A 25159-nucleotide genomic window follows, 5' to 3' on the forward strand; every position below is an offset into this window, starting at 1 on the left:
ATGTGGAGCAAACATTTTTTCAGATCGGTTCGTTTAATATGAAACGAACTAAATACATATTGAGTATGAAATCATTTATTTTAATGGTGGTAGCTATGGTGTGTGCAATATCTTTGGAAGCGCAGAATAAGTCTTTCTACGACTTCACTGTGCAAACGATTGACGGTAAGGAATTTCCTCTTTCGTCTTTGAAAGGGAAAAAAGTGCTGGTGGTGAATGTGGCTTCAAAGTGTGGCTTGACTCCTCAGTATGCCAAGTTGCAGGAATTGTACGAGAAGTATAAGGATAAGAACTTCGTTATTATCGGCTTTCCCGCCAATAACTTTATGGGACAGGAACCGGGGAGCAATGAAGAGATTGCCAAGTTCTGTTCATTGAACTATGATGTCACTTTCCCGATGATGGCTAAGATTTCCGTCAAAGGCAAGGAGATGGCTCCACTTTATCAATGGCTGACGGAGAAGAAACTGAATGGAAAAGAAGATGCACCCGTTCAGTGGAACTTCCAGAAGTTTATGATTGACGAGAACGGAAACTGGATTGGGTTCGTAGCCCCCAAAGAGAGCCCGTTCTCGGAGAAAATCATTACTTGGATAGAGAAGGAATAAGGGATACTTTTTTCAGTTCTCCTTCAAAGTTGGGAGTGAAAATGCCTTTTCCCAGGTTTTCTTCTATTTCTTCGACGGTCCAGAACCGTCCGCCGTCCAGTTCGTCGCTGGGGCGGATTTCACCGTCGTAGACTGTCTTATGAACGAATACAAGTTCCTTCTCGCGGTCGGACTCGAAAACATAATTAGTCAGAAGCTCGGGAGTAAAGTCCGTGATGCCCAGTTCTTCACGGACTTCCCGTTTAAGGGCTATCTCTACGCTTTCGCCTAAATCGATATGTCCGCCTACGGCCGTATCCCATTTCCCGGGTTGGATGTCTTTCCACTCGGGACGTTTTTGCAGATACAAATCCCCTTTCGTGTTGAAGACGTGCAGATGGACGACCGGATGAAGCAATTTGCTGCCGCTGTGGCATTCTCCGCGGGTGGCGGCTCCGGTGATATTTCCCTGTTCATCGACGACGGGGAACATTTCTTGGTTGTTATCGCTTGACATCATTGTTTCTACTGTTTTTATAGGAAGGGTTATCGCAATTTACGATACCCTCATGGTATTTGTAATATCCTTACGGCATTAATAAGGAAGAATCTCCGTAACTCAGGAACCGGAAATCGTGGCTCAGGGCATAATCATAAATCGTGCGCCAGTCTCCTTTTACAAAAGCGGAAACCAAAAGTAATAAGGTGCTTTGCGGCTGATGGAAATTAGTAACCATTGCTTTTACTATTTTATACTGGTAGCCGGGGGCAATAATGATCTGTGTACTGGTATGAAGAGCTTCAAGACCATTTCTGTCAAGATACCCCAATATCTTTTGCAACGCAACTACCGGGGGAATCTGGTCATACTTTTCATAAGGCTGCCATTGTCTGACGTGTAGTTCCTCTTCCGTAGCGTCCGGATTATCAGCCAGTGTGACTCCGATATGATACAGGCTTTCGAGTGTGCGTACCGAAGTAGTCCCTACGGCAACGGCGCAACCGTCATGGTCGATAAGTTTCTTGATAGTGCTCCGGTTGACAGATATATATTCCGTATGCATCTCGTGACCTTCAATCTCTTCACTTTTCACAGGTTTGAAAGTTCCCGCACCTACGTGCAGGGTCAGTTCCTCAAGTTCTATTCCTTTCTCTTGCAGCGCATCCAATACTCGGGGCGTGAAATGCAGTCCGGCGGTAGGTGCGGCTACCGAACCTTTAATCTTTGAATAAACCGTCTGATAAGTTTCTTTATCGCTTTCTTCCGTCTCCCGGTTTAGATAAGGAGGAATAGGAAGCTCCCCGAATACTTCGAGAATATCGGCGAAAGTCACTTCCGGATTATCCCATGAGAAGTCTACCCAATGGCTGGTTCCTCTGCTTTCTCCTCTCGTTGCGGTCAGTGTGATTGGCAATCCTTTTACCGTCATTTCCCGTTTCAAGGTTCCGTCTTTCCATTTCTTCAGGTTGCCAATCATGCAAAGCCATGCGGCATGTTCCGTTTGCTGGAAGTTCAGAACATAATCATTGGGCTGAATCGGTTCGAGGCAGAATACTTCAATCAGTGCCCCCGTTTCCTTACGGAAATGTAGCCTTGCTTGAATAACTTTTGTGTTGTTGAATACCATCAAAGCACCTTTAGGCAGATACTCTGGCAAAGAGGTGAAAGTATCTTCGCTTACTTCACCGCGGCGGTACACCAACAATTTCGACTGGTCGCGGACAGCCAACGGGAATTTGGCAATGCGTTCATCCGGCAATGGATAGTTGTATTCGCTGATATGGATATGTTTCGGGTCTTCTTTCATTGTTGTCAGGTATATTTCTAGGTGAATATGTTCCAAATGTGTTCCACTAAAAAATGAATCAGCCACTTACTAAATTGTAAATGGCTGATTTCCAGTAGTCGGGATGACAAGATTCGAACTTGCGACCACACGCCCCCCAGACGCGTACTCTACCGGGCTGAGCTACATCCCGAATTGCGGATGCAAAAGTACGGATTAATTTTGAAATAGCAAATAATTCCTGTGAATTTTGTAGTATACCTTCTGTTAGTTCTTATAATTCCTTTGATTTTGAGTAGAATGGATTGCGGATATTCTCTGTAGTTTTACTTGAATTAGCATACAATCTGATGTTTTTTCATTTGGAGCCCTAAACCAGAATGGTTGCATAAAAACACTATAATATATCGGGCAGTAGATAATAAAGCTAAACGGGGAATCGCGAAATGAACTATCAATCAGTGAGTTTGTTTATAAATTAATGCAAATAAAGAGTGTGTGACTTCCTTAGTATGATACTATATTTCCATTTAGGGCGCGCAGTATTTCAGGAAGTTATACATTTGTAGTAATAAGACTTAGTTTAGATAGAAAGGTGTTAAATGTTAGACATTAAAAATAGAGAGACATTAGAGATATATGTCTTGGGTGACGATTTTAAATTTTATCAGAATCTGAAATATCTTCCTCTGACTTCCTACCCTTCTAATATTCAGTCAGCTTTGATTGTATATTGTTTGAGTGGAAGAGCGAAACTTACTGTACACGAAGATGTGCACTGGGTGCAACCGGAGGAACTTATTATATTATTACCCGGACAATTTGTCTCATTCAGTGAGCCTAGTGAAGATTTTTCAACCGTTTCGATGGTGATATCATCTTCCTTGTTTAGTGATGCGTTGAGTGGAGTCCCACGATTCTCCCCGCATTTCTTCTTCTATATGCGAACCCATTTTTGGTATCCGCAGACAGAACATGATATTCCCCGTATATACAATTATCTGGGGATGATAAAAGATAAAGTCAAGTCTCAAGACGTATACAGACGGGAACTGATAACCCATTTGCTGAGATATCTGTATCTGGAACTGTTCAATGCTTATCAAAAGGAATCCGCTTTGATGACTGTGCGGAAAGATACACGTAAAGAAGAATTGGCTAATAAATTCTTCGGGCTAATCATGAAGCATTTCAAAGAAAATAAAGATGTAGCTTTTTATGCAGATAAACTGTGTATCACGTCCAAGTACCTGACTATGGTTATCAAGGAGACAAGCGGAAAGTCTGCCAAAGACTGGATTGTAGAATATATCATACTGGAAATTAAAGCCTTGCTGAAGAATACCAGCTTGAATATTCAGGAGATAGCAATTAAGACCAACTTTGCCAATCAGTCCTCTCTCGGACGTTTTTTCAGAAAGCATACCGGAATGTCACTGTCTCAGTACCGGATGAGTAGCTTGGACTAGGACAGCGCACATGTGATATTTGCCAATAAGTATGGGGATTAAATCCCCATACATTCGCGATAGAAGTCCAGCATTTCAAAAATGGTGTCTTTGTCGGCAGTCTGGTTAATGCAAATATCTCCGATGTCTTTCAGTAAAGTGAAATTAATCGTTCCCGAAGTATTTTTTTTATCGTGTGTCATATATGCATAAAGCTGTTCATACTTCTTACAGTCGAATGCGAACACACCGTAATTGTCTTTAATAAACTGGATGGTTTGTCTCATTCTCTCTTTCGGGAAGCCTACTTTAGTATGAGACAGATACAATTCGCATACAATTCCCCAGGCTACTGCATATCCGTGCAAAACCGGACGGTTCTCTGCCAATGCCATGCTTTCAAATGCGTGTCCTACGGTATGTCCCAAGTTTAGCGCTTTACGGATGCCATGTTCAAAGGGGTCTTGCTCCACAATATCTTTTTTTACTTGCACTGACTCGCCAACCAATCGCTTGAGGGCCGCGTAATCAATATCGGATGTGTTGAAACTTAGTAATTCCGCCCAATGCGCAACATTACTTATCAAACCGTGCTTGAGCATCTCCGCATATCCCGAAAAGAAATTGTGTACGTCCAGCGTACGCAGGAATTCTGTTTCAATCAGCACACTGCTTGCCGGAGCGAATGCACCGATTTCATTTTTCAGTCCGTTGAAGTTGATTCCTGTCTTGCCGCCAACAGAAGCGTCCACCATCGCCAGCAAGGTGGTTGGTATATTGATATAGGAGATGCCACGTTTGAATGTAGCTGCGGCAAAACCGCCCAGATCCGTCACCATCCCCCCGCCGAGGTTGATAAGTAAAGAGTGGCGCGTAGCTCCTTGGGTACTCAATGCCATCCATACGGAAGCAAGTGTTTCCACCGTTTTATGTACATCCTCAGCTCCGATACAGATTTCAACGGCGTCTTTCAGTAAGGTGGTTTCCTTTAGGGAAGGCAGGCAGAGATGCCGGGTATGCTCGTCTGTGAGGATGAATAATTTGTCGTGCGGACACTGTTCGATGGCACGACTCAGGCTCGTTTCCAAGCTTTCACAGAGAATGACTTCTTGTTTACTCATGATTCTTTTGCTTTTTTACCCTGCAAATGTATATAAAATATCTTTTTTATACTTACTTTTGTCCCGTTAAAACGTTCAATCATTCAATCATGAAAGCATTATTACCTGTATATTGTCGTCCTTTGGGATATGTAATCCTGTTGCTGGCTCTGTTCATACCTTTTATTCTGGTGATGCGGGGGATGGTGACCGATAGTAATCTGTTATTTTATAAGGAATGTACAAAATTGCTGATGATGGCGGGATGCTTGTTGATAATCTTTGCGTTGAGCAAGGAGGAGAGCCGCGAAACGGAACGAATCCGTAATTCGGCTGTTCGTAATGCCATTGTCCTGACTTTTCTCTTCGTTTTCGGAGGAATGTTGTGGCGCGTCATACAAGGAGATGTGATTAACGTGGATACTTCCTCTTTTCTTACTTTCTTGATATTTAATGTGCTTTGTGTAGAGTTTGGTCTGAAAAAAGCGCTTGTTGATCGGTTCTTTAAAAGATAATTTTCTTTCCAATTAAACCTTTTGCGGTTCTATTTGTCAAAGAGACATTGTTATTGCTACTAATATAATCGTAAATTAGGTAAATGAAAAGATTTTCTGCAGGGTTGGTGTTGATGTTGCTATGCACCTTCTCAATTTTCGCACAGAATAAGGTGATTACCGTTTCGGGACGTGTTGTGGAATCTGACTCAAAGGAACCCGCGGCACAGGCTACTGTCCAATTGTTGTCATTGCCCGATAGTGCTTATGCTGCTGGTATAGCCAGCAGTAATCAAGGTTGGTTTACTCTCCCTAAAGTGAAAGCCGGGAAATATGTGTTGAAGGTTTCCTATATCGGCTTCCGTACTAAACTTGTACCGGTTCAACTGGCTGCCAATGCACCCGACAAAAAGTTGGGAACGATCACGTTGGAACCGGATGCTGTTATGCTGAAAGAAGCGGTGATTACTGCTGAGGCTCCGCAAGTGGTAGTGAAGGAAGATACATTAGAATATAACTCGGCTGCTTATCGCACTCCCGAAGGCGCCATGCTCGAAGAACTAGTAAAGAAACTTCCGGGAGCGGAGATTGACGATGACGGTAATGTCAAAATCAACGGTAAGGAAGTGAAGAAGATTATGGTGGACGGTAAGGAATTCTTTGGCGGTGACGTGAAAACAGGATTGAAGAATCTGCCAGTCAATATGATTGATAAACTGAAAACGTATGATAAGAAATCGGACTTGGCTCGCGTCACCGGAATAGATGATGGGGAAGAGGAAACTGTTCTCGATCTGAAAGTGAAAAAAGGAATGAATCAAGGTTGGTTTGGTAATGCAAGTGTTGCCGGTGGTACGGAAGACCGCTATGGAAGCAACTTGATGCTGAACCGGTTTGTCGATAATAGCCAGTTCTCTTTGATTGGTTCGGCCAATAACGTGAACGACCAGGGATTTTCCGGTGGCGGCGGACCGCGTTTCAGGAATAGCAATGGGCTGACTGCTACCAAGATGATTGGAGCTAACTTTGCCACTCAGACAGAGAAGTTAGAGTTAGGTGGTAGTGCCCGCTATAATTATAGCGACCGCGATGCAATATCTACAAACTATTCGGAACGTTTCTTGACGAATGGAAGTTCTTTCTCTAATTCAAATAATAAAAACCGTAATAAGAATACGAACTTTAATGCCGATTTCCGCCTGGAATGGAAACCGGATACGCTGACTAATATCATTTTCCGACCGAATGTTTCTTATGGAAAGTCTAAAGGGTATTCTATTTCCGAATCGGGGACTTTTGATAGTGATCCGTTCAATCTGGTGTCCAATCCAAATGATTTCTTGAATAAGATTCAGTGGGGAAGTACGGATGATCCATTAAAAGATATTCGTGTCAATGCCAGCAACAGTGAGTCTGCATCTGAAAGTGACAACCTGTCTGCTAATGCTTCTTTACAAGTGAACAGAAGATTGAATAATCAAGGAAGAAATATAACTTTCCGTGGTACGTTTGGTTATGGGGATAATGACAGTGAGTCGTTTAGTGAGTCGTTGACACGTTATTTCGATAAAGCGTCAGAAAAGAAGGATGATGAACGTAAGCAGTATATCACTTCTCCGACCAAGAGCTACGATTATACGGCAGAATTAACTTATAATGAACCGATTGCGAAAGCTACTTTCTTGCAGTTCCGTTATAAATTCCAGTATAAATATAGTGAGAGTGATAAAAGTACATACAGCCTGATTCCTGAAACTGAAAAAGATCAAGATTGGTTCTGGAATTTTGGCGACGAGCTGCCTGAGGGCTACGAAGCTAATAAGGATATGAATTTGAGTAAATATGCTCAGTATAAATATTACAACCATGATATCAATGCAGGGCTTAATATTATCCGCGAGAAGTATAGATTGAACTTTGGAATGTCATTGCAACCACAGAACACCAGGTTGGATTATAAGAAAGCGGAAATAGATACAGTCGTGAAAAGAAATGTGTTTAATTTTGCTCCTAACGTTGATTTCCGTTATCGGTTCTCTAAAGTGAGCCAGTTACGCTTTACGTATCGGGGACGTGCAGGTCAGCCAAGCATGGAAAACCTGTTGGATGTGACCGATGACTCCAATCCGCTGAGAATCACTAAAGGTAATCCGGGATTGAAACCTTCTTTCACTCATTCTATGCGGTTGTTCTATAATACCTACAATGCTGATAAACAGCGAGGAATGATGGCACATGCCAACTTTAATATGACTCAAAATAAAATCACTAATGCTACCAATTATAATCAGACTACCGGTGGAACAATCTCACAGCCGGAGAATATTAATGGTTACTGGACTGCAATGGGTATGTTTGGGTTTAATACAGCTTTGAAAGACAAGCGTTTCACTATCAATTCTTTTTCACGTGCCAACTATACAAATGATGTGTCTTTCCTTTATAACGACGACACCCAAGTGAATGATAAGAATACAAGCACATCACTGACCTTAGCAGAGAATCTGAATGGAACGTTCCGTAATGATTGGTTTGAGTTTTCTGTCAATGGTTCAATCAACTATAACTTTGAACGTAATAAGTTGAACCCGAACACTAATCAGGAACCTTATACTTTCGGGTATGGTGCAAGTACCAATGTCTCTTTGCCCTGGAGCATGACACTGTCTACCAATATAACGAATAATTCACGTCGTGGTTACCGTGATGCCAGTATGAATAGAAACGAACTTATCTGGAATGCCCAAATTGCCCAGAACTTCCTGAAGGGAAATGCTGCGACAATCAGCTTTGAAGTATATGACATCTTGAGACAGCAATCTAATATCAGTCGTTCACTGACTGACGGTATGCGTTCCGTTTCGGAATATAACGGAGTCAACAGCTATTGTATGCTTCGCTTCTCTTACCGTCTGAATGTCTTCGGAAATAAGGAAGCGCGTGGAAATATGCGGCACGGCGGTTTTGATGGTGGTGGTCATCGTGGTCCGCGTGGTGGTGGCCCAACCCGTATGATGCGTTTTTAAGAGTAAGTAAATTATTATAAAATAAGAAGTCCCGGTACAACGACTGATAGTTGTCACCGGGACTTTTTTGTTTATCCGATAATTTACTCTATATTTGTTGTTTAGTATCCATTTAAAAGGAGATTCTCATGATTGATTGGAACTATATACTCAGCCAGATAGCAACGGTGGCTTTTGATATCCTCTATTTCGGAGCCATTATTGGTACGATTGTCATTATCATTCTTGACAACCGGAATCCTGTTAAAACTATGGCATGGATACTGATATTACTCTTTCTTCCTATCGTAGGCCTTGTCTTCTATTTCTTCTTTGGTCGAAGCCAACGTCGCGAACGTATTATCGGTCAGAAGAGCTACGACCGTTTGCTCAAGAAGCCGATGGCGGAATATCTGGCACAGGATTGTTCTGAAGTCCAATATGAATATTCCCGTCTTATCCAACTGTTTCAGCATACCAATCAGGCATTTCCTTTTGAAGGAAATCGGGTAGCTGTCTATACCGAAGGTTATACGAAACTGCAATCATTATTGCGTGAACTCCAGAAAGCGAAACAACATATCCACATGGAATATTATATCTTTGAGGATGATGCTATCGGACGTCTGGTCAGGGATGTATTGATTGAAAAGGCTTCTCAGGGAGTTGAAGTGCGAGTGATTTACGACGATGTAGGATGCTGGCATGTTCCCAATCGTTTTTTTGAAGAAATGCGTAATGCAGGTATTGAGGTGCGCAGCTTCCTGAAGGTGCGCTTTCCTTTATTTACCAGTAGGGTGAATTACCGGAATCATAGAAAGATTGTCGTTATTGACGGGTGTGTAGGCTTTGTGGGTGGAATGAATCTCGCGGAACGTTATATGCGTGGTTTCTCCTGGGGGATTTGGCGTGATACACATATCATGCTGGAAGGCAAAGCTGTGCATGGTTTACAAACAGCCTTCCTGCTCGATTGGTACTTCGTAGACCGTACGCTGATTACAGCTTCCCGTTATTTTCCAAAGATTGACTCTTGTGGTAGCTCGTTGGTGCAGATTGTCACCAGTGAACCTATCGGACCTTGGAAGGAAATAATGCAGGGACTGACCGTAGCGATTACCAATGCAAAGAAATATTTCTATATGCAGACCCCCTATTTCTTGCCGACAGAGCAAATACTGGCTGCTATGCAGACAGCGGCTTTGTCCGGGGTGGATATACGCCTGATGTTGCCGGAACGTGCCGACAACTGGATTACCCATCTTGGCTCACGCTCCTATTTGGCAGATGTGATGCAGGCAGGTGTGAAAGTCTATTTCTATAAGAAAGGTTTTTTGCATTCCAAACTCATGGTTTCGGATGATTTACTCTCTACCGTCGGTTCTACTAATATAGACTTCCGTAGCTTTGAGCATAATTTTGAAGTGAATGCTTTTATGTATGATGTAAACACTGCACTCGAAATGAAAGAAATATTCCTTCAAGACCAACGTGAGAGTACACAGATATTCTTGAAGAACTGGGTAAGACGTTCGTGGAGACAAAAGGCAGCGGAGTCTATTGTACGTTTATTAGCCCCGCTACTTTAATTAATACTTGATAGGTTTAACCGGCTTTACCGGAAAAGGGAGAAGTTTACACTTCCATATATTCTTCTTTCGATGAAGTGCGGATTCTCTTCGAAGTTATTGTCTTTCCCGTGTTCCAGTACAAATAATCCCCCTTCTTTGAGGAGATTGTTCTGGAAAATAAGTTCTGGTATTGTTTCCAACTCTTTTAAAGCGTAAGGCGGGTCGGCAAAGATAAAGTCGAACTGTTCGCGGCTACTCTTGATAAACTTGAATACATCACCCCGTATCGGCAGGCACTTGTCTGTCTGCACCTCTTTCATGATTTTTGCAATGAATGAGTGGTGCGCAGGCTCTTTTTCAATGCTGATAACGCGGTCGCATCCCCGGGAAACGAGTTCGATGCTTATGCTTCCGGTTCCGGCAAATAAGTCAAGTGCAGTTATTCCTTCCTCAAAATCAATGTAGTTATTGAGTACGTTAAACAGATTCTCTTTGGCGAAATCTGTTGTGGGACGTGCTTTAAATGTTCGTGGCACGTCAAATCTTCTTCGTTTGTATATACCGCTGATTACTCGCATGTTAATAAGGCTTGCATGTCAATATTAGTAGCAGGATTCATAATGAATACCTGCAAGATAAACTTTTTCAGTTCGTTCATCAGGATTTCTTTGTCCGGGAGTGTTCCGGTGAGGTGCAGTTCATCCCGTTCCTGATTGAACTCCAGTTGCTTCCAGGCATACAGCAGATAGTAGATACGGTCTTCTGTGTGCGTACATTCAAAGGAGTTGGCAAGAAGGAGATGCCCCCGTTCAAAACAATAGATGTCGATTCCTTCCTGACGTACGGAAGCGTAGATCTTTTTGCTGTTTCCCAATCTGCTTTTGACAGAGAAATAGTCAATGAGCGGGGTGGATTGGGAATAGAAACGTGCTTCGGGATACTGCTCCTTTAGAAACGTGCAGGCACTTTTGTCTATACCAAAGATGACGGCCACATTATTCTTCTGTAGAATATTGAAAGCCACTGTTTCGTTCTCCCGTTTCTGATGATTGTGATAAAATAAAAGCTCCGCCTGCTCCTCTTCAAACAAATCCAATGGGACAATCGTAAAACGTTTGCCCGCCATCATGATATTCACCCGTTTGTAGGGATGGCTTAAGAAGTCCGATTCGTGAAAGACGGTTTTCAAATTGGCTGTGAGGGATAGAGAGGGCTCTATCTCTTTCTCTATGATTGACAGAGAGTCGTCGTGAATCGGGTTATAGATAGAAAAAGAAAATCCATCCGTACTAAGACGGATGGATAAAGTATATTGTTTTGATTTAGTAAAATCAATCATTATTCCCAGTTACCAGCACCATTGTTCGGAGTGTCGATAGAACCTACCATCAAACCGCAGTATCTACCCAGTTTGCTCTGAACATCTTTTAAGTTAATGATTTCCTGTTTGTCAAGTCCGCCCAGATAAGTTTCATATGGAGCTTTTACTTCGAACAAGAATACAGGAGCTCCTGATTTAGCAGTGTCGTTCTTAACATTCATTTCAAACTGTGCACCGCTTCCGTAAGGAATGTATCTCATAGAGTCTGCATTGAATCCTTTCGGGAAAATAGTGTCCATAACGGCTACCCACATGGTGTCGCGTTTGAAGTTTTCAAGTCCCCATTTCTTAACTTCGTCATACTTGCCTGTCTTCTTCGCTTTTTCGATGATAGACATAGCTTTCTTTTCTGTCAAACCGTCTTCCAGTTGCTTGTCTGTCAACTGTCCCATTTTCATAACGAACGGCAACTTCTGATTCTTAACGAAATCAATCAGTGTGTCGAATTTGTCTGTGTACATTCCGTGGTGAAGCGTGCGGTATTCCTGCTGTGCTTTACGGATGTCAATCAAACGGGCAATGACTGCTTTTTCTCTGTCTTTTTTTGCGTTTTCAAAATTGATAGGACCCATAATGCTGTTGTAGCAGATGTAAATCAGTGCAGCAGCACAGAGCACCAATACAATATTAAATACTGTTTTCATGATAAATTATGTTTTTAGTTGTTATATTCGCATCGCAAAAATAGAATAAATAAATTTAAATACGATAGTTCAAGGAACTTTTTTCTCGTACAAAAATGATAAATAACTATTTAGAAAGGCAAATTAAGGAAAATTTTCCTTACCAACCAACTTTAGAGCAGGAAATTGCTGTAAAATCTCTTTCAGAGTTTCTTCTGTCTACTTCGGCGGACGAAGTTTTTGTCCTCAGAGGTTACGCCGGTACAGGTAAAACATCTCTTGTAGGAGCATTGGTGAAAACGATGGACCAGTTGCAACAAAAATCTGTTTTGTTGGCTCCGACAGGTCGTGCGGCGAAAGTCTTTTCGGCGTATGCGGGACATTCGGCTTTTACTATCCATAAGAAAATATACAGACAACAGGCCTTCTCCAACGAACTGAATAACTTTTCAATCAATGACAATTTGTCTACAAATACATTGTTTATTGTCGATGAAGCTTCTATGATTTCAAATGAGGGGCTGTCCGGTAGTGTATTCGGTACAGGACGTTTGTTGGATGACTTGGTACAGTTCGTATATTCGGGGCAGGGATGCCGTCTTTTGTTGATGGGAGATACGGCACAGCTTCCTCCGGTAGGAGAGGAGTTGAGTCCGGCACTTTTTACCGATGCATTGAGAGGCTATGGTCTTGAAGTACGTGAGGTCGATTTAACTCAGGTAGTCCGCCAAGTACAAGAGTCCGGTATTTTATGGAATGCTACACAGTTGCGACAATTGATTGCGGAAGATGAATGTTACTCTTTACCTAAGATAAAGGTAACTGGTTTTCCCGACATAAAAGTAGTGCCGGGTACGGAATTGATTGAAGAACTAAACAATTGTTATGACCATGATGGAATGGACGAAACGATTGTAATTTGCCGTTCTAATAAACGTGCGAACCTATATAATAACGGAATACGTGCGCAGATTCTTTGGCGTGAAGATGAATTGAATACAGGGGATATGTTGATGGTTGCCAAGAACAACTATTACTGGACGGAAAAGTATAAGGAAATGGATTTCATTGCCAATGGTGAAATTGCTATTGTCCGTCGTGTCCGCCGTACCCGTGAAATGTACGGCTTCCGTTTTGCAGAAGTTACCCTTCGGTTTCCTGACCAGAATGATTTTGAACTGGATGCTAATTTGTTATTGGATACTTTGCATTCAGATTCGCCTGCATTACCGAAAGCGGATAATGACCGATTGTTTTATACGGTACTGGAAGACTATATAGATATTCCCAATAAGCGTGACCGGATGAAGAAGATGAAAGCTGACCCACATTATAATGCATTGCAAGTGAAGTATGCGTATGCGGTGACTTGCCATAAAGCACAGGGCGGACAGTGGCAGAATGTGTTCTTGGATCAGGGATATATGACGGACGAGTATTTGACTCCTGATTATTTCCGTTGGTTGTATACGGCGTTCACACGTGCGACGAAGACTTTGTATTTGGTGAATTATCCGAAGGAGCAGGTGGAATAGATGGTTGGAATATAAAGTATGAAATCAGTTGGTTTGAAATCAATTGGTTTCATTCTGATATTTTTTATATCAAAAGGTTCTTGTAAATGAAGTACACCCTAAAAGTTTTAATTAAAACTCTTAGGGTGCTTTATTTATGAAAATACTATAAAATAAAATCTTATAATTCTATTACTTCTTTTTTAGCGTAAAATTATTCTTAGGATGCTGGTCACCAAAATTGGTATGAATATACAGCCAAGTAGTTCCATTATCATTTGAACAAAATGGAATCATGGTAGATTGAGAATTAGTAGCAGGGCGGTGATCTAGGTATAACCTTTCGCCATTTCCGAATGAACTCACAATAGTTCCTTCTTTATCTTCCCTTTTCCATGAATTAATTTGTTTAGAGTCTCCAAGTGTGCCAAGACATAACTGCCATAAAAGCGGGTCTGTTGCATCTGGTTTATGGATCGTTTGAGGAATTGGGATACTTAAGCTAGCTGTTTCCGCAATATAATTCATTAATAACGGATATTTATCAGTGATTTGATTATAAGGAGGAGCCCAACCATATACATAATAAGATTCATCTTTAACATTTTCTTCAATTCTTATGGTGTATTTCATAGTACCACCCCATGAGCTCCAAGATGTATTGTTCCATTTGAAAGAAGTCCCAGAAGTAACCTCCCATTCGCCGAGGTAATATTTATAGTCAATGCGGGCGGTAGTTTCTGAGGATGTAAAGTCAGTTCTTCCATAAACCTGACCACTCCAAACTACTTCGTCGTTATAGAGAATCTTACCAATTTCACTGATTTTGGTATCATAAATCTTAGAAGCTTGTAAATCATAAAATGCAAAGTATCCCCAATCTGCTTTGATGTTGTTTAAATAGCTAGTGTTGTAAGAAATCCCATTAGATAGTCTTATGGCATATGGACATTGTTTCTTTTTCTCTAAAAGATCTGTAGAAAGAGGATTCCATCCACCATACATACCATAGACTGCATAATCTACTATTTCGTTGACGGTTTTTCCCTCAATATCTCCTCTAGGATAGTCATCACTTTGATACCAATATATTCCTAAGGATGTATTTGGCATTATTTTCCGACATTCATATACTAAACGGCTATATTGTTCTTGTGAAGCTGGAACTAGTCCGGGATGTCCCGGAACTTTGTCATATTCAGAGTATTCGTCATCGAAGTCAATCCCGTCGAATCCATAGATGTCAACATAAGCTTTTAATTCTTTAGCAAAGTCTTTTGCTGCCTCATCTCCTAAACTTCTCATGCCTGCAGGAGTGTGATCTCCTAAAATAGATAGATTGACTTTAATTCCTTTTTCTTGTAATGGACGAATTAATTTATCAGCATTCTCTAATACAAAAGTAACTTGTGGATTACAATGAATATATGGTTTTCCTTCTGCATTTAAGCGGATATTTGCAGCAAAAACACTGACTACATCAAAAAAAGGTTTACCACTTTCTTTCATTGTATATTCCCCAACATTCAGGATGTTTTCATTATTTACTTCGATATAACAAAGCGTTTTGACTTCTCCTTTTTGAGTATCGGGAATAGCGGCTAATGGTTTCACTAAATAAATATATGACTGATTGTTAGAAGCCATATTTATTCCATCAGAGGCTGTCGCAGATACGGCTACGGCATATGTTGATCCAACTGTACCTCCTGATAAAATATTTAATTCAACTGAAGCAGATTTTCTTTTTCCAGCGGGAATTGTTACAATACCATCATTTTCTAAAGTTAATTTGTTGGTTGGGTACATTACATAAGAGGTACCGTTGGCTTCATTGTAAGCAGTAAGTGCAGCTTCGTCTACTTTAAAAGTGACAGTTATATCTTTGTCTGCTGCTTTACTTAATTCGAAATAAAGATGCCCTGCTCCTGCTTTATCACCATTAATGTTGATAGTGGTGAGAGCCTTGGCTCCAGCAGCTGATTTGACACTTCCAAATGTTCCTTCTACATTATCAAAGGTATTTTGATTTCCGGACGGTATAATAATGTCGTCTTGGCAAGCTGTAAACATTGCACTTAAACATGCGAATGTTACGTAGAGTATGGATGATTTTAAGATATCAATATGTTTCATAGCTTGTATTCTATTAAATCTATGTTTATTTATTACTCTTTGGCTGGAAGGGCTACATCTATCCATGTCAAAGGATTGGAAGCAGTAGCATCATTGCCATTCATTGTATAATCTTTGATAGTATTTGCACCGTCATTGAACTTCCAATAGACGGCCAATCCATTTGACGCAGGATCTACTTCATAAGCATGGTTAGGAGCACTAATTTCTTCTGCGCTTAATACTCGATTCCAGATGCGTACTTCTGATATGTCTGCATCCAGCCAGCGTTCATTGTTGTATGAATAACCAATCCAGAAGCAACGTGGTTTTCCATTTGATTCGTCCGAATGTTCTACTCCCCAATCAACAGGACCAAATGCTACATTATTATCTTCTGCAACTAATTCTCCGTTATAATATGCTTTAATAGTTTTGGCATTAGCATCATAAGTGATAGCAATATGAATCCACTCTTCCAATTGTACATCACGAGCAATCATTGTTTTATGTTCGCTAGCACCTTCTCCTGTTACAATCTGCAATTGATTTTTAGGAGAATTATCACCGAACCGGAATAAGAACTTTCCCTCAATACCCATTAATGTACTAATTGAGTTATCAAAGCTATGTGGACGAATTAAAGCTTCGGCTGTCAGCTGTGCCATCCCTTGTACAACATCAGGGTTTGTCCATTTCACATAAACATTGTTATTGTTAATGTTGGCAACTTTATTGATAAGTGATGCACCCTTGAAAACATAATAGAATGTGCGAGCGGAATTTAGAATGCTAATATTGGCATTTGTAATTGTAACAGGGAGTACATAAACTTTATCAATATCCAATTGGTTGATGTCTGTGAACTTTACTGTTATTGGAGTGGAGATAATACTTTCAGCAGGAATTCTTCCCTCAGTTGCAGAAAAAGAGTAAAAGTTTTCCGGTAAGGATTCTACTCCACTTGTGTAATAAATATCTTCATATTGGGAGATTAGACTAGGATCGGCCTTGATTGTAAAACTAACATCTTGTGATTCCGGTCTTGCCATGGCAATTTGGAATGAACGCTCTTCCGATTCTATATTAGCTTTAACCAATATATTTTCAGGAACAATAGAATTCATATAGATGTTATTGGAGAAATTTTCCATATCCTCATTACATCCGGTAAGCAATCCGGTCAGTAATCCTAATGAGATGAAATATAATTGTTGTAGTTTCATAATAGTAAATTATTTAACTGGAGCTGGGTTCATAATGTTAATAGTTTCTCTTACAGTATGGTATGTGCCATTTGTGCGATAATAGTCATATTGAACATTATTAATAGCAATACCAGCTTTGGTATATATATTAGACTCGGCTGTTGTCCAATATGCACTTTCGATAATAGCTTCTGTTGTTCCCCAAAAACCTTCCGTGCCATCTGATGAAGGACTTGAAACTGCTATAATAAAGCGGTCGGTAGGGACATCTGCTTCTAAACATTCTAAGATGGAAAGATTGAGTTCTGTTTCATTTGATACTTGAAATGCATCAATGATAATATGAAGAAAATTATTCAGTATATTTTTATCAACTAGATTTTGAGGCTTTCCTTCAAATGACAGAATTTTATTGCTGTTTTGGCTTTTCCATGTAAATATAGCATTCAAGAAGATATTTTGCGTTTCAGTGTAGATAGCTTTATCTTCTTCATTCATATACTTAGGATTTTGGCCAATGTATTTAATTATAATTCCATCAAAGGGTTCAGAATATGTCAGTTGCTTTTCTATTTCTTTTTTTAGAAAAGTATTGAATGTACTTTCATTTTCTAATTCTGTTTGGGTAGAAATGAGGTCCTCATATTGAGCTTTTATCTCATCATAGCTGATGGTATAAACAACTTTTGTTCCTTTCTGTTGTAAAGTTACTATTTCTTCTTTTTCAAAAGTTGCTAACTCTGAAGGATACATTACCCCAACAATATCAATGCTGTCAGGCAGACTTGTTATATGCTGTGCACGACTAGCCGGATTCTTTTCGCTATTATCAAACCATGCATACACTTTTTTGTGTTCCGTATCGGCTTTATATTGACGTAAGTTCTCTAAGTACTTGGTATATCCTAAATTATAAGGTATTCAGGAGGGTATTAAATTATTTTCATTTTTCTCAGAAAAAAAGAGAAACTAGACTAAGTGTTTATTATATTAGCGTTGTTTTATTAGCAAAAGGGAGAAGAAAGTCGACACTCTCCTTTTTAGAGTTTAATAAAAGTATAACCGCTAAATTAAAAGTATGGAAAGCAAATATTCGCTTCGAAAGTCGAATCTATTTCGAGCTTTACTGATTCTTTTGTTCATGGTAGTTCCCTTACAGTGGGCTACAGCACAGTTGACCCTATCAACTCACCGTACAACTTTAGGGAGTGTAATTAAACAAATTCAGTCCCAATCAAAGTATCAATTCTTTTATAACGACAAACTATCGACGATCACAGTTGATCCTTTAAATGTAAAAGATGCTCCATTGGAACAAGTACTGAGTACGCTTCTAAAGAACAAAGATATTTCTTATAAGATAGAAGATAATATTATTTATCTATCAGAAAAAGAAGCATCAAGTGGTAACCAACAGCAAGTTGGTAAAGAACAGACCATAACAGGACAAGTTATAGATTCCAAAGGCGAACCTTTAATCGGAGTCAGTATTCTAGTAAAAGGAACAACTGATGGAGCTATAACTGATTTAGATGGTAACTATAAAATAGTAACCAAAAGTGCTAATCCTGTTATTGTATATTCATATATTGGATATAAGACACAGGAAGTTCCCCTGAAAGGTCAATCTTCTGTAAATATAACATTAATGGACGATACGCAAGTCATTGATGAAGTGGTTGTCACTGCTTTGGGTATCAAAAGAGCGACAAAAGCTCTGAGTTATAATGTTCAGGAAGTAAAAAGTGATGACCTTCTAACTAACAAGGACGCTAACTTCATTAATGCACTTTCCGGTAAAGTTGCCGGAGTTACGATCAATTCCAGTTCATCAGGTGTAGGTGGTGCCAGCAAAGTGGTGATGCGTGGTGCAAAAAGTATAGAGCAATCCAGCAACGCACTTTATGTAATAGATGGTATTCCAATGTACAATTTGAGCGGAGAAGGCGGACAAGTTTTCGATTCAAAAGGTTCCACAGAAGCTATTGCCGATATAAATCCAGAAGATATTGAGTCCATGTCCGTATTGACTGGTGCAGCAGCGGCAGCTTTGTATGGTAGCCAGGCAGCTAATGGTGCTATTGTTATTACCACAAAGAAAGGTAAAGAAGGACGTGTCAATTTAACTGTTACACAAAATACGGAATTTATCCGTCCGTTCAGAATGCCGGAATTTCAAAACCGCTATGGCACGGGTAATCTGTCAACAGGTGCAACAACTGGTGACCTTAGCTGGGGACATCTATTAAACAACAGCAATTACATGGGATATGATCCGGCAAGTGACTTCCTCAGAACAGGTGTTGTTACGACCGAAAGTGTTGCACTATCAGCTGGTACGGATAAAAATCAGACTTATTTTTCTTCCAGTGTTGTGAATTCAAAAGGCATGGTTCCCAACAATGACTATAATCGCTATAATTTCACGTTCCGCAATACTACTTCTTTCTTGAAAGATAAAATGATATTGGATGTGAGTGCTAGTTATATCAAGCAGAATGATAAGAATATGGTCAACCAAGGTACTTATTCAAATCCATTGGTTACTGCTTATCTGTTTCCACGTGGAAATGACTGGGAAGAATATAAGATGTACGAACGTTATGACACAAATCGCAAAATCTATACTCAATATTGGCCCAATGAAATGCTTTCCAGTTATACAGGGCAAAACCCGTATTGGATCGCATATCGAAATCTACGTGAGAACGATAAAGAACGTTATATGTTAAGTGCTAATCTGAGTTATCAGATTCTTGACTGGCTGAGTGTTTCCGGTCGTGTGCGTGTAGATAATGCAAATACAGATTATACAAAAAAATTATATGCAACCAGCCATAAAGTACTGACAGAAGGTTCAAAAAATGGTTTCTTTGGTTTAGCAAGAACTCTTGACAAACAGACATACGCTGACGTAATGGTAAACATCAATAAGACATTTAAAGAAATTATTTCTTTGCAAGCCAACATCGGTGCGTCTTACTCTGATATGAAACAAGATGTTATGTCTAATGAAGGCCCAATCCGTAGTGATGGAATTGCCAATATGTTCAATATCATTCAACTGGATGATGTCAAGACAAAACGTAATCAAAGTGGCTACAGAGAACAAACCAAATCCCTTTTTGCAAGTGTTGAACTGGGTTATAAGAGCACATATTATTTAACTTTAACCGGACGTAGCGATTGGCCTTCTCAATTAGCTGGACCTAATTCTGCAAAAAGTGCATTCTTTTATCCCTCAATAGGTGGTTCTGTCATTCTATCTGAATTATTACCGATGCCCAAACAGATCCAGTATTTAAAATTAAGAGGCTCATTCGCATCAGTAGGTTTACCTTTCCCACGCTTCTTGGCAAGTCCCACTTACGAATGGGATAATGCAACCAAACAATGGATTACTAAGACTCATTATCCATTATATGAATTGAAACCGGAAAAAACTAACTCTTGGGAAATTGGTATTACAGCAAGATTCTTGGATCATTTTAATTTTGACTTAGGATTATATACAACAAAGACTTATAATCAAACATTCAATCCTCAGGTTTCTGTATCTTCAAAATACTCAACGATGTACGTACAAACAGGTAGTGTACGGAATAAAGGTATAGAACTATCACTCGGATATCAGAATGAATGGAACAAGAAATTCAGTTGGTCGTCTAACTTTACTTTTAGTGCCAACAAAAATGAAATACTTAATTTATTAGAGAACTATATTCATCCGGAAACAGGTGAGTTAATCACAAAAGAACGTTTGGATGTCGGTGGACTTGCACAAGCTAGATTCGTACTGAAGAAAGGTGGAACATTAGGAGATATGTATTCTACCGCTGATTTACTACGCGACAACCAAGGTAATATTTATGTTGACGCAGAAGGAAATGTAAAAGCCAATTTTAAATCTGAAGATATTAAATTAGGCAGTGTTTTCCCGAAATGCAATATGGCGTGGAGAAATGATTTCCGTTGGAAGAATCTGAATTTCGGTTTTATGTTATCCGCACGTATTGGTGGCATTGTCTATTCTGCTACACAAGCTGCTCTTGATCTTTATGGAGTATCAGAAGCCAGTGCAGCAGCACGTGACCGTGGTGGTGTATCTGTTAATGGCGGTGATATAGTTGATGCACAAAAATGGTATTCTGTGATAGGTTCGGAAAGTGGTATCCCCCAATATTATACTTATAGTGCAACAAACTTACGTTTGCAGGAAGCCAGCATCGGTTATACAATACCTAAAAACAAGTTATGGGGTGTAGCGGATATTACAGTTTCATTGGTAGGACGTAACTTATGGATGATCTACTGCAAGGCTCCATTCGATCCGGAAGCGGTGGCTACAACCGGTAACTATTATCAAGGTATTGATAATTTCATGATGCCAAGTTCACGTAACTTAGGATTCAATGTTAGACTTAAATTTTAATAGTAGTAGCTATGATAAAGAAATCAACCATAAAATTAATTCTTGTCGGCGGCGCAATAGGCATTTCCGCATGTACAAATAATTATATAGATTATAACACTAATCCATACGAAGCAACCAAAGACCAAATGAATGCAGATGGCTATATTTGGCGGTCGGCTTTAGTAAATATGCAAGGTTATGTTGTTCCGGCAGAACCTAACACTCTTCAATATACTGACTGTTTATTGGGCGGTACATACGGTGGTTATTTGGGAGAATCGAAAGCAAATGACTGGAATAATCGTTTTTCTACATACAATCCTTCACAGGCATGGATTGGAGTACTTTACAATGATATAGTTCCCAAAGTATTACCCAGCTTAAGCCAAATAGAAGTCAATACAACAGATGAAGTTCCTTTAGCGGTAGCACAAGTTGTAAAAGTTGCAGCTTTGCATAGGATCACTGATACATACGGTCCCATTCCTTATTCTCAATTAGGTGCTGATGGAAAATTAGCTGCTCCGTTTGATTCGCAGCAAGATGTTTACACCAATATGATTAAAGATTTGGATAATGCTATTAACATTCTTACAGCTAAACAAACAAATACTTTTAATCCTGATGCGGATAAAGTATATGGCGGTAATGTGGTGAAATGGATAAAGTTTGCTAATTCTCTGAAATTACGTTTGGCAATGCGTATGGTATATACTAATTATAACGTGGATGGAAAAACGCCCCAAACAATAGCTGAAGAAGCCGTAAAACATGAAATAGGGGTTATGACTTCAAACGATGATAATGCAATGTTTACACCCAACGAGAATCCTTTTTATAAAACTAATTATGAATACAGTGATTATCGGGTTGCTGCCGATATAATGTCTTATATGAAAGGCTATCAAGATCCCCGTATGGAGAAATATTTCACTAAATCCACTTTTGCAGATAAAGACTATCATGGTATTCGTATTGGTACAGGTGTCTTGACGGATTCAGAAATGAGTCACTCGTATTCTAATATGCAAACAACTCTGAACTCAAAACTAATGTGGATGAATGCTGCTGAAGTTGCATTTCTAGAAGCTGAAGGAGCTTTGAGAGGTTGGGACATGAAAGGCGGAGATGCTAAATCATACTATCAAAAGGGCATTACATTGTCTTTTGAACAATGGGGTGCTAGTATTACGGATAGTTATCTCACTTCGCAAAGAGTACCACAGATATACAAAGATCCTGCTGAAACGTTCAGTTATACAGGTTCTGCTTCAGATATTACAGTAAAATGGAAAGAAATCGGTGGATTTGATGAAGAAAATCTAGAACGTATTATTACCCAAAAATGGATTGCCAACTTCCCGTTAGGTATGGAGTCGTGGGCTGAGTTTCGCCGTACAGGATATCCAAAGTTAATGGAAGTAGACAAAAATCTAGGGACTGATATAATCAAAGGAAAGTTCGCACGTCGTTTGTCTTATCCACAGGATGAGTATAGAAATAATGGGGATAACATGCCGAAAGCATTGGAATATCTAAAGGGAGCAGACAAAATGTCTACTCATGTATGGTGGGATTGTAATCCAAGATTAACTCAAGAATAAAAATCTAGTAAATTATGAATAATAAAACAAATATAATAGTAACATTGCTTTTTGCAGCAAGTTGTGCTTTTGTTTCATGTGATGACTGGACAGATGTAGAAAGTATCGACATCAAACAACCCGGTATTGAGGAACAAAATCCTGAACTATATACCAAGTACTTAGAGAACTTACGTCAATATAAGAGTTCGGAGCATAAAATTGCCTATGTACAATTCGATAACACTCGGAAAGGTTATCAGAGCAGAGCTGACCATTTGACAGATTTGCCTGATAGTATTGATATTGTTTCTTTAGTATCTCCGGAGTTAACTTCAGATGAAGCTAAAGAAATGAATCAGATTCGCAATGATAAAGGAACTAGAGTAATCTATACCATTAAATATACAGATTTGGAAGCTGCATATATTGCTAAATATCCGGGGACAGATGAAGACTCTGAAAATAGTATAGCTATATCAGAGGAAGGTGACGATATCTCAGACAGTCAGTTCCTTAGCTTTATGAATGATTATATGGATAAAACTTTGGCATTGTGTGACCAATACGGATATGATGGGATAAATATCTGTTATTCTCCGAAGAATGCAGCGCATATGGAAGGACAGAAGCAATTGATAGAACAGAATCGTCAAAATACATTCATGAAAAAGATTTCAGACTGGAGAAGTAATCATATGAATGCAATGCTTTTATTTGAAGGTAATTTAGTTTTCTTGAAAGATAAAACGATTTTGAAGGGTTGTAACTACTTCATTGCAGACGCTTCAGATGTAATAACAGTAGAAGGCTTGACTTCGGTTGTCAGAATGATGATAATAGAGGATATTCCAACAGAACGCTTTATTGTATGTGTGCCAACATATTCTTTGGATTCTAATGATCTGGAAACCGGTTACTTTATCAACGCTCAAGGCAGTTCTGTTTCTGCTATTCAAGCAACTGCTTACTGGGCTCTGACTCCGGAAAAGGGACTGGGAAAAGCTGGAATAGGTGTCTATCACGTGAAAAACGATTATTATAATCCTGCCTTTGTATATCCTAATGTAAGAATCGCTATTAATATAATGAATCCTTCACCTAATAATTGATAAGCTATGAAAATTAGAAAAATATATCTATTAATGGCAGTGATGGCAATAGGAATGTTTGCTGCTTGTCAAGATGATATGGAAAACTTTGATAATAAGGTCTACTCAACTTCTGATCCTATTAGTAAGTTTGTGTTGAAACCCAGTGTGAAAAGTGCGACGAAGACTATTCGGGCTTCAGTTGCTAAACCGGCAGACTCGGATATCCATTTGACTTATAAGGCAGATCCATCATTAGTCAGTACCTATAATCAAGCTTATTACGCCGGAGCGGTTCTGCTGCCACAAGAATATTATGAGCTAAGTGGAGTGGATGCAGTTATTAATAAAGGGAGTGTGGCGTCTACTGAAGTCGTCGTAGACTTTAAAGATTTAAATCTATTATCAACGGAACAAGTCTATGTGCTGCCTGTAACGATTTCGGAAGCCACTAACATCGACATCTTGTCATCTGCCCGTACCAATTATTTCGTTTTTGAAGGTGGTGCGTTGATTAATGTAGTTGCGGATATGAAGAAAGAAAATTATATCAGTTTTCCGACGTTTATGGAAAGTAAAGCTAGTGGTGAAGTATGTAATAATCTGCATAATTATACTCTTGAAGCATTGATTCGGGTTCATGAGTTCAGTCCGGGAATCCAGACTGTGATGGGGATTGAAGGTTATTTCTTGATTCGTATTAGTGATAATGGATTGCAACCTAATCAATTACAAGTTTCAACGGGAGCTTTCGGAAGTTTAACAGATCCGGCAACATGCTTGTTGACAGCTAATAAATGGACTCATATTGCCTTGGTGGGTGATGCTGAAGCAGGAGAACTCAGGTTGTATATTGATGGACAATTGATGATAACGAAAGCTGCTACCGGAGCATGGCAGGATATAAGTTTAGGAAAACCAATGAAACAAAATTCATGGGAACCAGAGTCAAGACCTTTCTATATCGGCTATTCTTATTCTGCCGGTCGCGAATTGGACGGAGAGTTTAGTGAATGTCGTATCTGGAATGTTGCCAAGACACAAGACGAAATAGTGAATAACGTATATGAAGTAGATCCTGAGTCAGAAGGATTAGTTGCTTATTGGAAGTTTGACGAAGGAGAGGGAAAGATTGTTCGCGATCATACGGGTAACGGAAATGATGGTGTGGCAGCTTCTGTGATTGCGTGGACTCCGGTTGCGCTACCTGCTGCCGTTGAATAATTTAGTCTGTTAAT

The 25159-nt window shown here is 39.6% G+C and carries 19 protein-coding genes and 1 tRNA gene; 10 read left to right on the forward strand and 10 right to left on the reverse strand.

From position 1 onward, the window contains the following. The first annotated feature begins 65 nt into the window (after nucleotides 1-65). On the forward strand, nucleotides 66-608 hold the full coding sequence (locus BacF7301_RS09680; protein WP_167962299.1) for a glutathione peroxidase: 543 nt from the start codon (nucleotides 66-68) through the stop codon (nucleotides 606-608). Here the strand turns inward: BacF7301_RS09680 and BacF7301_RS09685 are convergent. From BacF7301_RS09685 to BacF7301_RS09695, 3 genes are all read right to left on the reverse strand, one after another. Next, entirely contained in the window at nucleotides 586-1104 is a 519-nt protein-coding gene (locus BacF7301_RS09685; RefSeq protein ID WP_167967155.1) for an NUDIX hydrolase, read from the reverse strand. The genes BacF7301_RS09680 and BacF7301_RS09685 overlap by 23 nt on opposite strands. 70 nt (nucleotides 1105-1174) lie before the next feature. Continuing rightward, entirely contained in the window at nucleotides 1175-2395 is a 1221-nt protein-coding gene (locus BacF7301_RS09690) for an S-adenosylmethionine:tRNA ribosyltransferase-isomerase (RefSeq protein WP_167962301.1), read from the reverse strand. A gap of 98 nt (nucleotides 2396-2493) precedes the next feature. Further along, nucleotides 2494-2567: transfer RNA gene (locus BacF7301_RS09695), tRNA-Pro, on the reverse strand. Between the two features lie 409 nt (nucleotides 2568-2976). Between BacF7301_RS09695 and BacF7301_RS09700 the strand changes: the two genes are divergently transcribed. Beyond that, nucleotides 2977-3843 (forward strand): helix-turn-helix domain-containing protein, encoded by an 867-nt coding sequence (locus BacF7301_RS09700; RefSeq protein ID WP_167962303.1) that lies wholly within the window; start codon nucleotides 2977-2979, stop codon nucleotides 3841-3843. Between the two features lie 38 nt (nucleotides 3844-3881). On the opposite strand, the gene aroB is transcribed toward BacF7301_RS09700, so the two are convergent. After that, nucleotides 3882-4943, reverse strand: coding sequence for a 3-dehydroquinate synthase (gene aroB / locus BacF7301_RS09705; protein WP_167962305.1), 1062 nt, complete (start codon nucleotides 4941-4943; stop codon nucleotides 3882-3884). 89 nt (nucleotides 4944-5032) lie between these two features. On the opposite strand from aroB, the gene BacF7301_RS09710 reads away from it, so the two are divergent. The 3 genes from BacF7301_RS09710 (at nucleotide 5033) to cls (ending at nucleotide 10010) form a co-directional block, all read left to right on the forward strand. Next, a complete protein-coding gene (locus BacF7301_RS09710; RefSeq protein WP_167962307.1) occupies nucleotides 5033-5437 on the forward strand; it encodes a hypothetical protein in 405 nt (134 codons plus the stop codon). 83 nt (nucleotides 5438-5520) lie between these two features. After that, entirely contained in the window at nucleotides 5521-8442 is a 2922-nt protein-coding gene (locus tag BacF7301_RS09715) for a TonB-dependent receptor (RefSeq protein ID WP_167962309.1), read from the forward strand. 128 nt (nucleotides 8443-8570) lie between these two features. Beyond that, entirely contained in the window at nucleotides 8571-10010 is a 1440-nt protein-coding gene (cls, locus tag BacF7301_RS09720) for a cardiolipin synthase (RefSeq protein ID WP_167962311.1), read from the forward strand. 26 nt (nucleotides 10011-10036) lie between these two features. Here cls and BacF7301_RS09725 read toward each other — a convergent pair whose 3' ends face one another. From BacF7301_RS09725 to BacF7301_RS09735, 3 genes are read right to left on the reverse strand one after another with little or no spacing between them, the layout of a single operon-like run. Then, entirely contained in the window at nucleotides 10037-10570 is a 534-nt protein-coding gene (locus BacF7301_RS09725; protein WP_167962313.1) for an RsmD family RNA methyltransferase, read from the reverse strand. Then, on the reverse strand, nucleotides 10561-11331 hold the full coding sequence (locus BacF7301_RS09730; protein WP_167962315.1) for a DUF3822 family protein: 771 nt from the start codon (nucleotides 11329-11331) through the stop codon (nucleotides 10561-10563). The genes BacF7301_RS09725 and BacF7301_RS09730 overlap by 10 nt, the downstream gene beginning before the upstream one ends. Next, nucleotides 11331-12017: a hypothetical protein gene (locus BacF7301_RS09735; RefSeq protein ID WP_167962317.1), complete on the reverse strand. Its 687-nt coding sequence runs from the start codon at nucleotides 12015-12017 to the stop codon at nucleotides 11331-11333. The genes BacF7301_RS09730 and BacF7301_RS09735 overlap by 1 nt, the downstream gene beginning before the upstream one ends. A 95-nt stretch (nucleotides 12018-12112) precedes the next feature. Here BacF7301_RS09735 and BacF7301_RS09740 point away from each other — a divergent pair, with 95 nt between their 5' ends. Beyond that, entirely contained in the window at nucleotides 12113-13531 is a 1419-nt protein-coding gene (locus tag BacF7301_RS09740) for an ATP-dependent DNA helicase (RefSeq protein ID WP_167962319.1), read from the forward strand. A 171-nt stretch (nucleotides 13532-13702) separates the two neighbouring features. Here the strand turns inward: BacF7301_RS09740 and BacF7301_RS09745 are convergent, their stop codons facing one another. From BacF7301_RS09745 to BacF7301_RS09755, 3 genes are read right to left on the reverse strand one after another with little or no spacing between them, the layout of a single operon-like run. After that, nucleotides 13703-15646 (reverse strand): BT_3987 domain-containing protein, encoded by a 1944-nt coding sequence (locus BacF7301_RS09745; protein ID WP_167962321.1) that lies wholly within the window; start codon nucleotides 15644-15646, stop codon nucleotides 13703-13705. A 32-nt stretch (nucleotides 15647-15678) separates the two neighbouring features. After that, the gene (locus BacF7301_RS09750; RefSeq protein ID WP_167962323.1) at nucleotides 15679-16851 is read right to left on the reverse strand and encodes a DUF1735 and LamG domain-containing protein; all 1173 of its coding nucleotides are present in this window, start codon (nucleotides 16849-16851) and stop codon (nucleotides 15679-15681) included. 9 nt (nucleotides 16852-16860) lie between these two features. Next, the gene (locus BacF7301_RS09755; protein WP_167967156.1) at nucleotides 16861-17754 is read right to left on the reverse strand and encodes a glycoside hydrolase family 18; all 894 of its coding nucleotides are present in this window, start codon (nucleotides 17752-17754) and stop codon (nucleotides 16861-16863) included. A gap of 157 nt (nucleotides 17755-17911) precedes the next feature. Between BacF7301_RS09755 and BacF7301_RS09760 the strand changes: the two genes are divergently transcribed. Genes BacF7301_RS09760 through BacF7301_RS09775 form a run of 4 tightly spaced genes read left to right on the forward strand, consistent with a single transcriptional unit; the run spans nucleotide 17912 to nucleotide 25145 of the window. After that, nucleotides 17912-21265 carry a SusC/RagA family TonB-linked outer membrane protein gene (locus BacF7301_RS09760; RefSeq protein ID WP_167962325.1) on the forward strand — a complete coding sequence of 1118 codons (3354 nt, stop codon included), beginning with the start codon at nucleotides 17912-17914 and terminating at the stop codon, nucleotides 21263-21265. Between the two features lie 11 nt (nucleotides 21266-21276). Beyond that, complete coding sequence (locus tag BacF7301_RS09765; RefSeq protein WP_167962327.1) at nucleotides 21277-22851, forward strand: SusD/RagB family nutrient-binding outer membrane lipoprotein; 1575 nt, start codon at nucleotides 21277-21279, stop codon at nucleotides 22849-22851. Nucleotides 22852-22865: 14 nt separating this feature from the next. Continuing rightward, a complete protein-coding gene (locus tag BacF7301_RS09770; protein ID WP_167962329.1) occupies nucleotides 22866-23942 on the forward strand; it encodes a glycoside hydrolase family 18 in 1077 nt (358 codons plus the stop codon). A 6-nt stretch (nucleotides 23943-23948) separates the two neighbouring features. Then, nucleotides 23949-25145 (forward strand): DUF1735 and LamG domain-containing protein, encoded by a 1197-nt coding sequence (locus tag BacF7301_RS09775; RefSeq protein WP_167962331.1) that lies wholly within the window; start codon nucleotides 23949-23951, stop codon nucleotides 25143-25145. Nucleotides 25146-25159 lie beyond the last annotated feature (14 nt).

It is taken from the genome of Bacteroides faecium, from assembly GCF_012113595.1.
GTDB lineage: Bacteria > Bacteroidota > Bacteroidia > Bacteroidales > Bacteroidaceae > Bacteroides > Bacteroides faecium.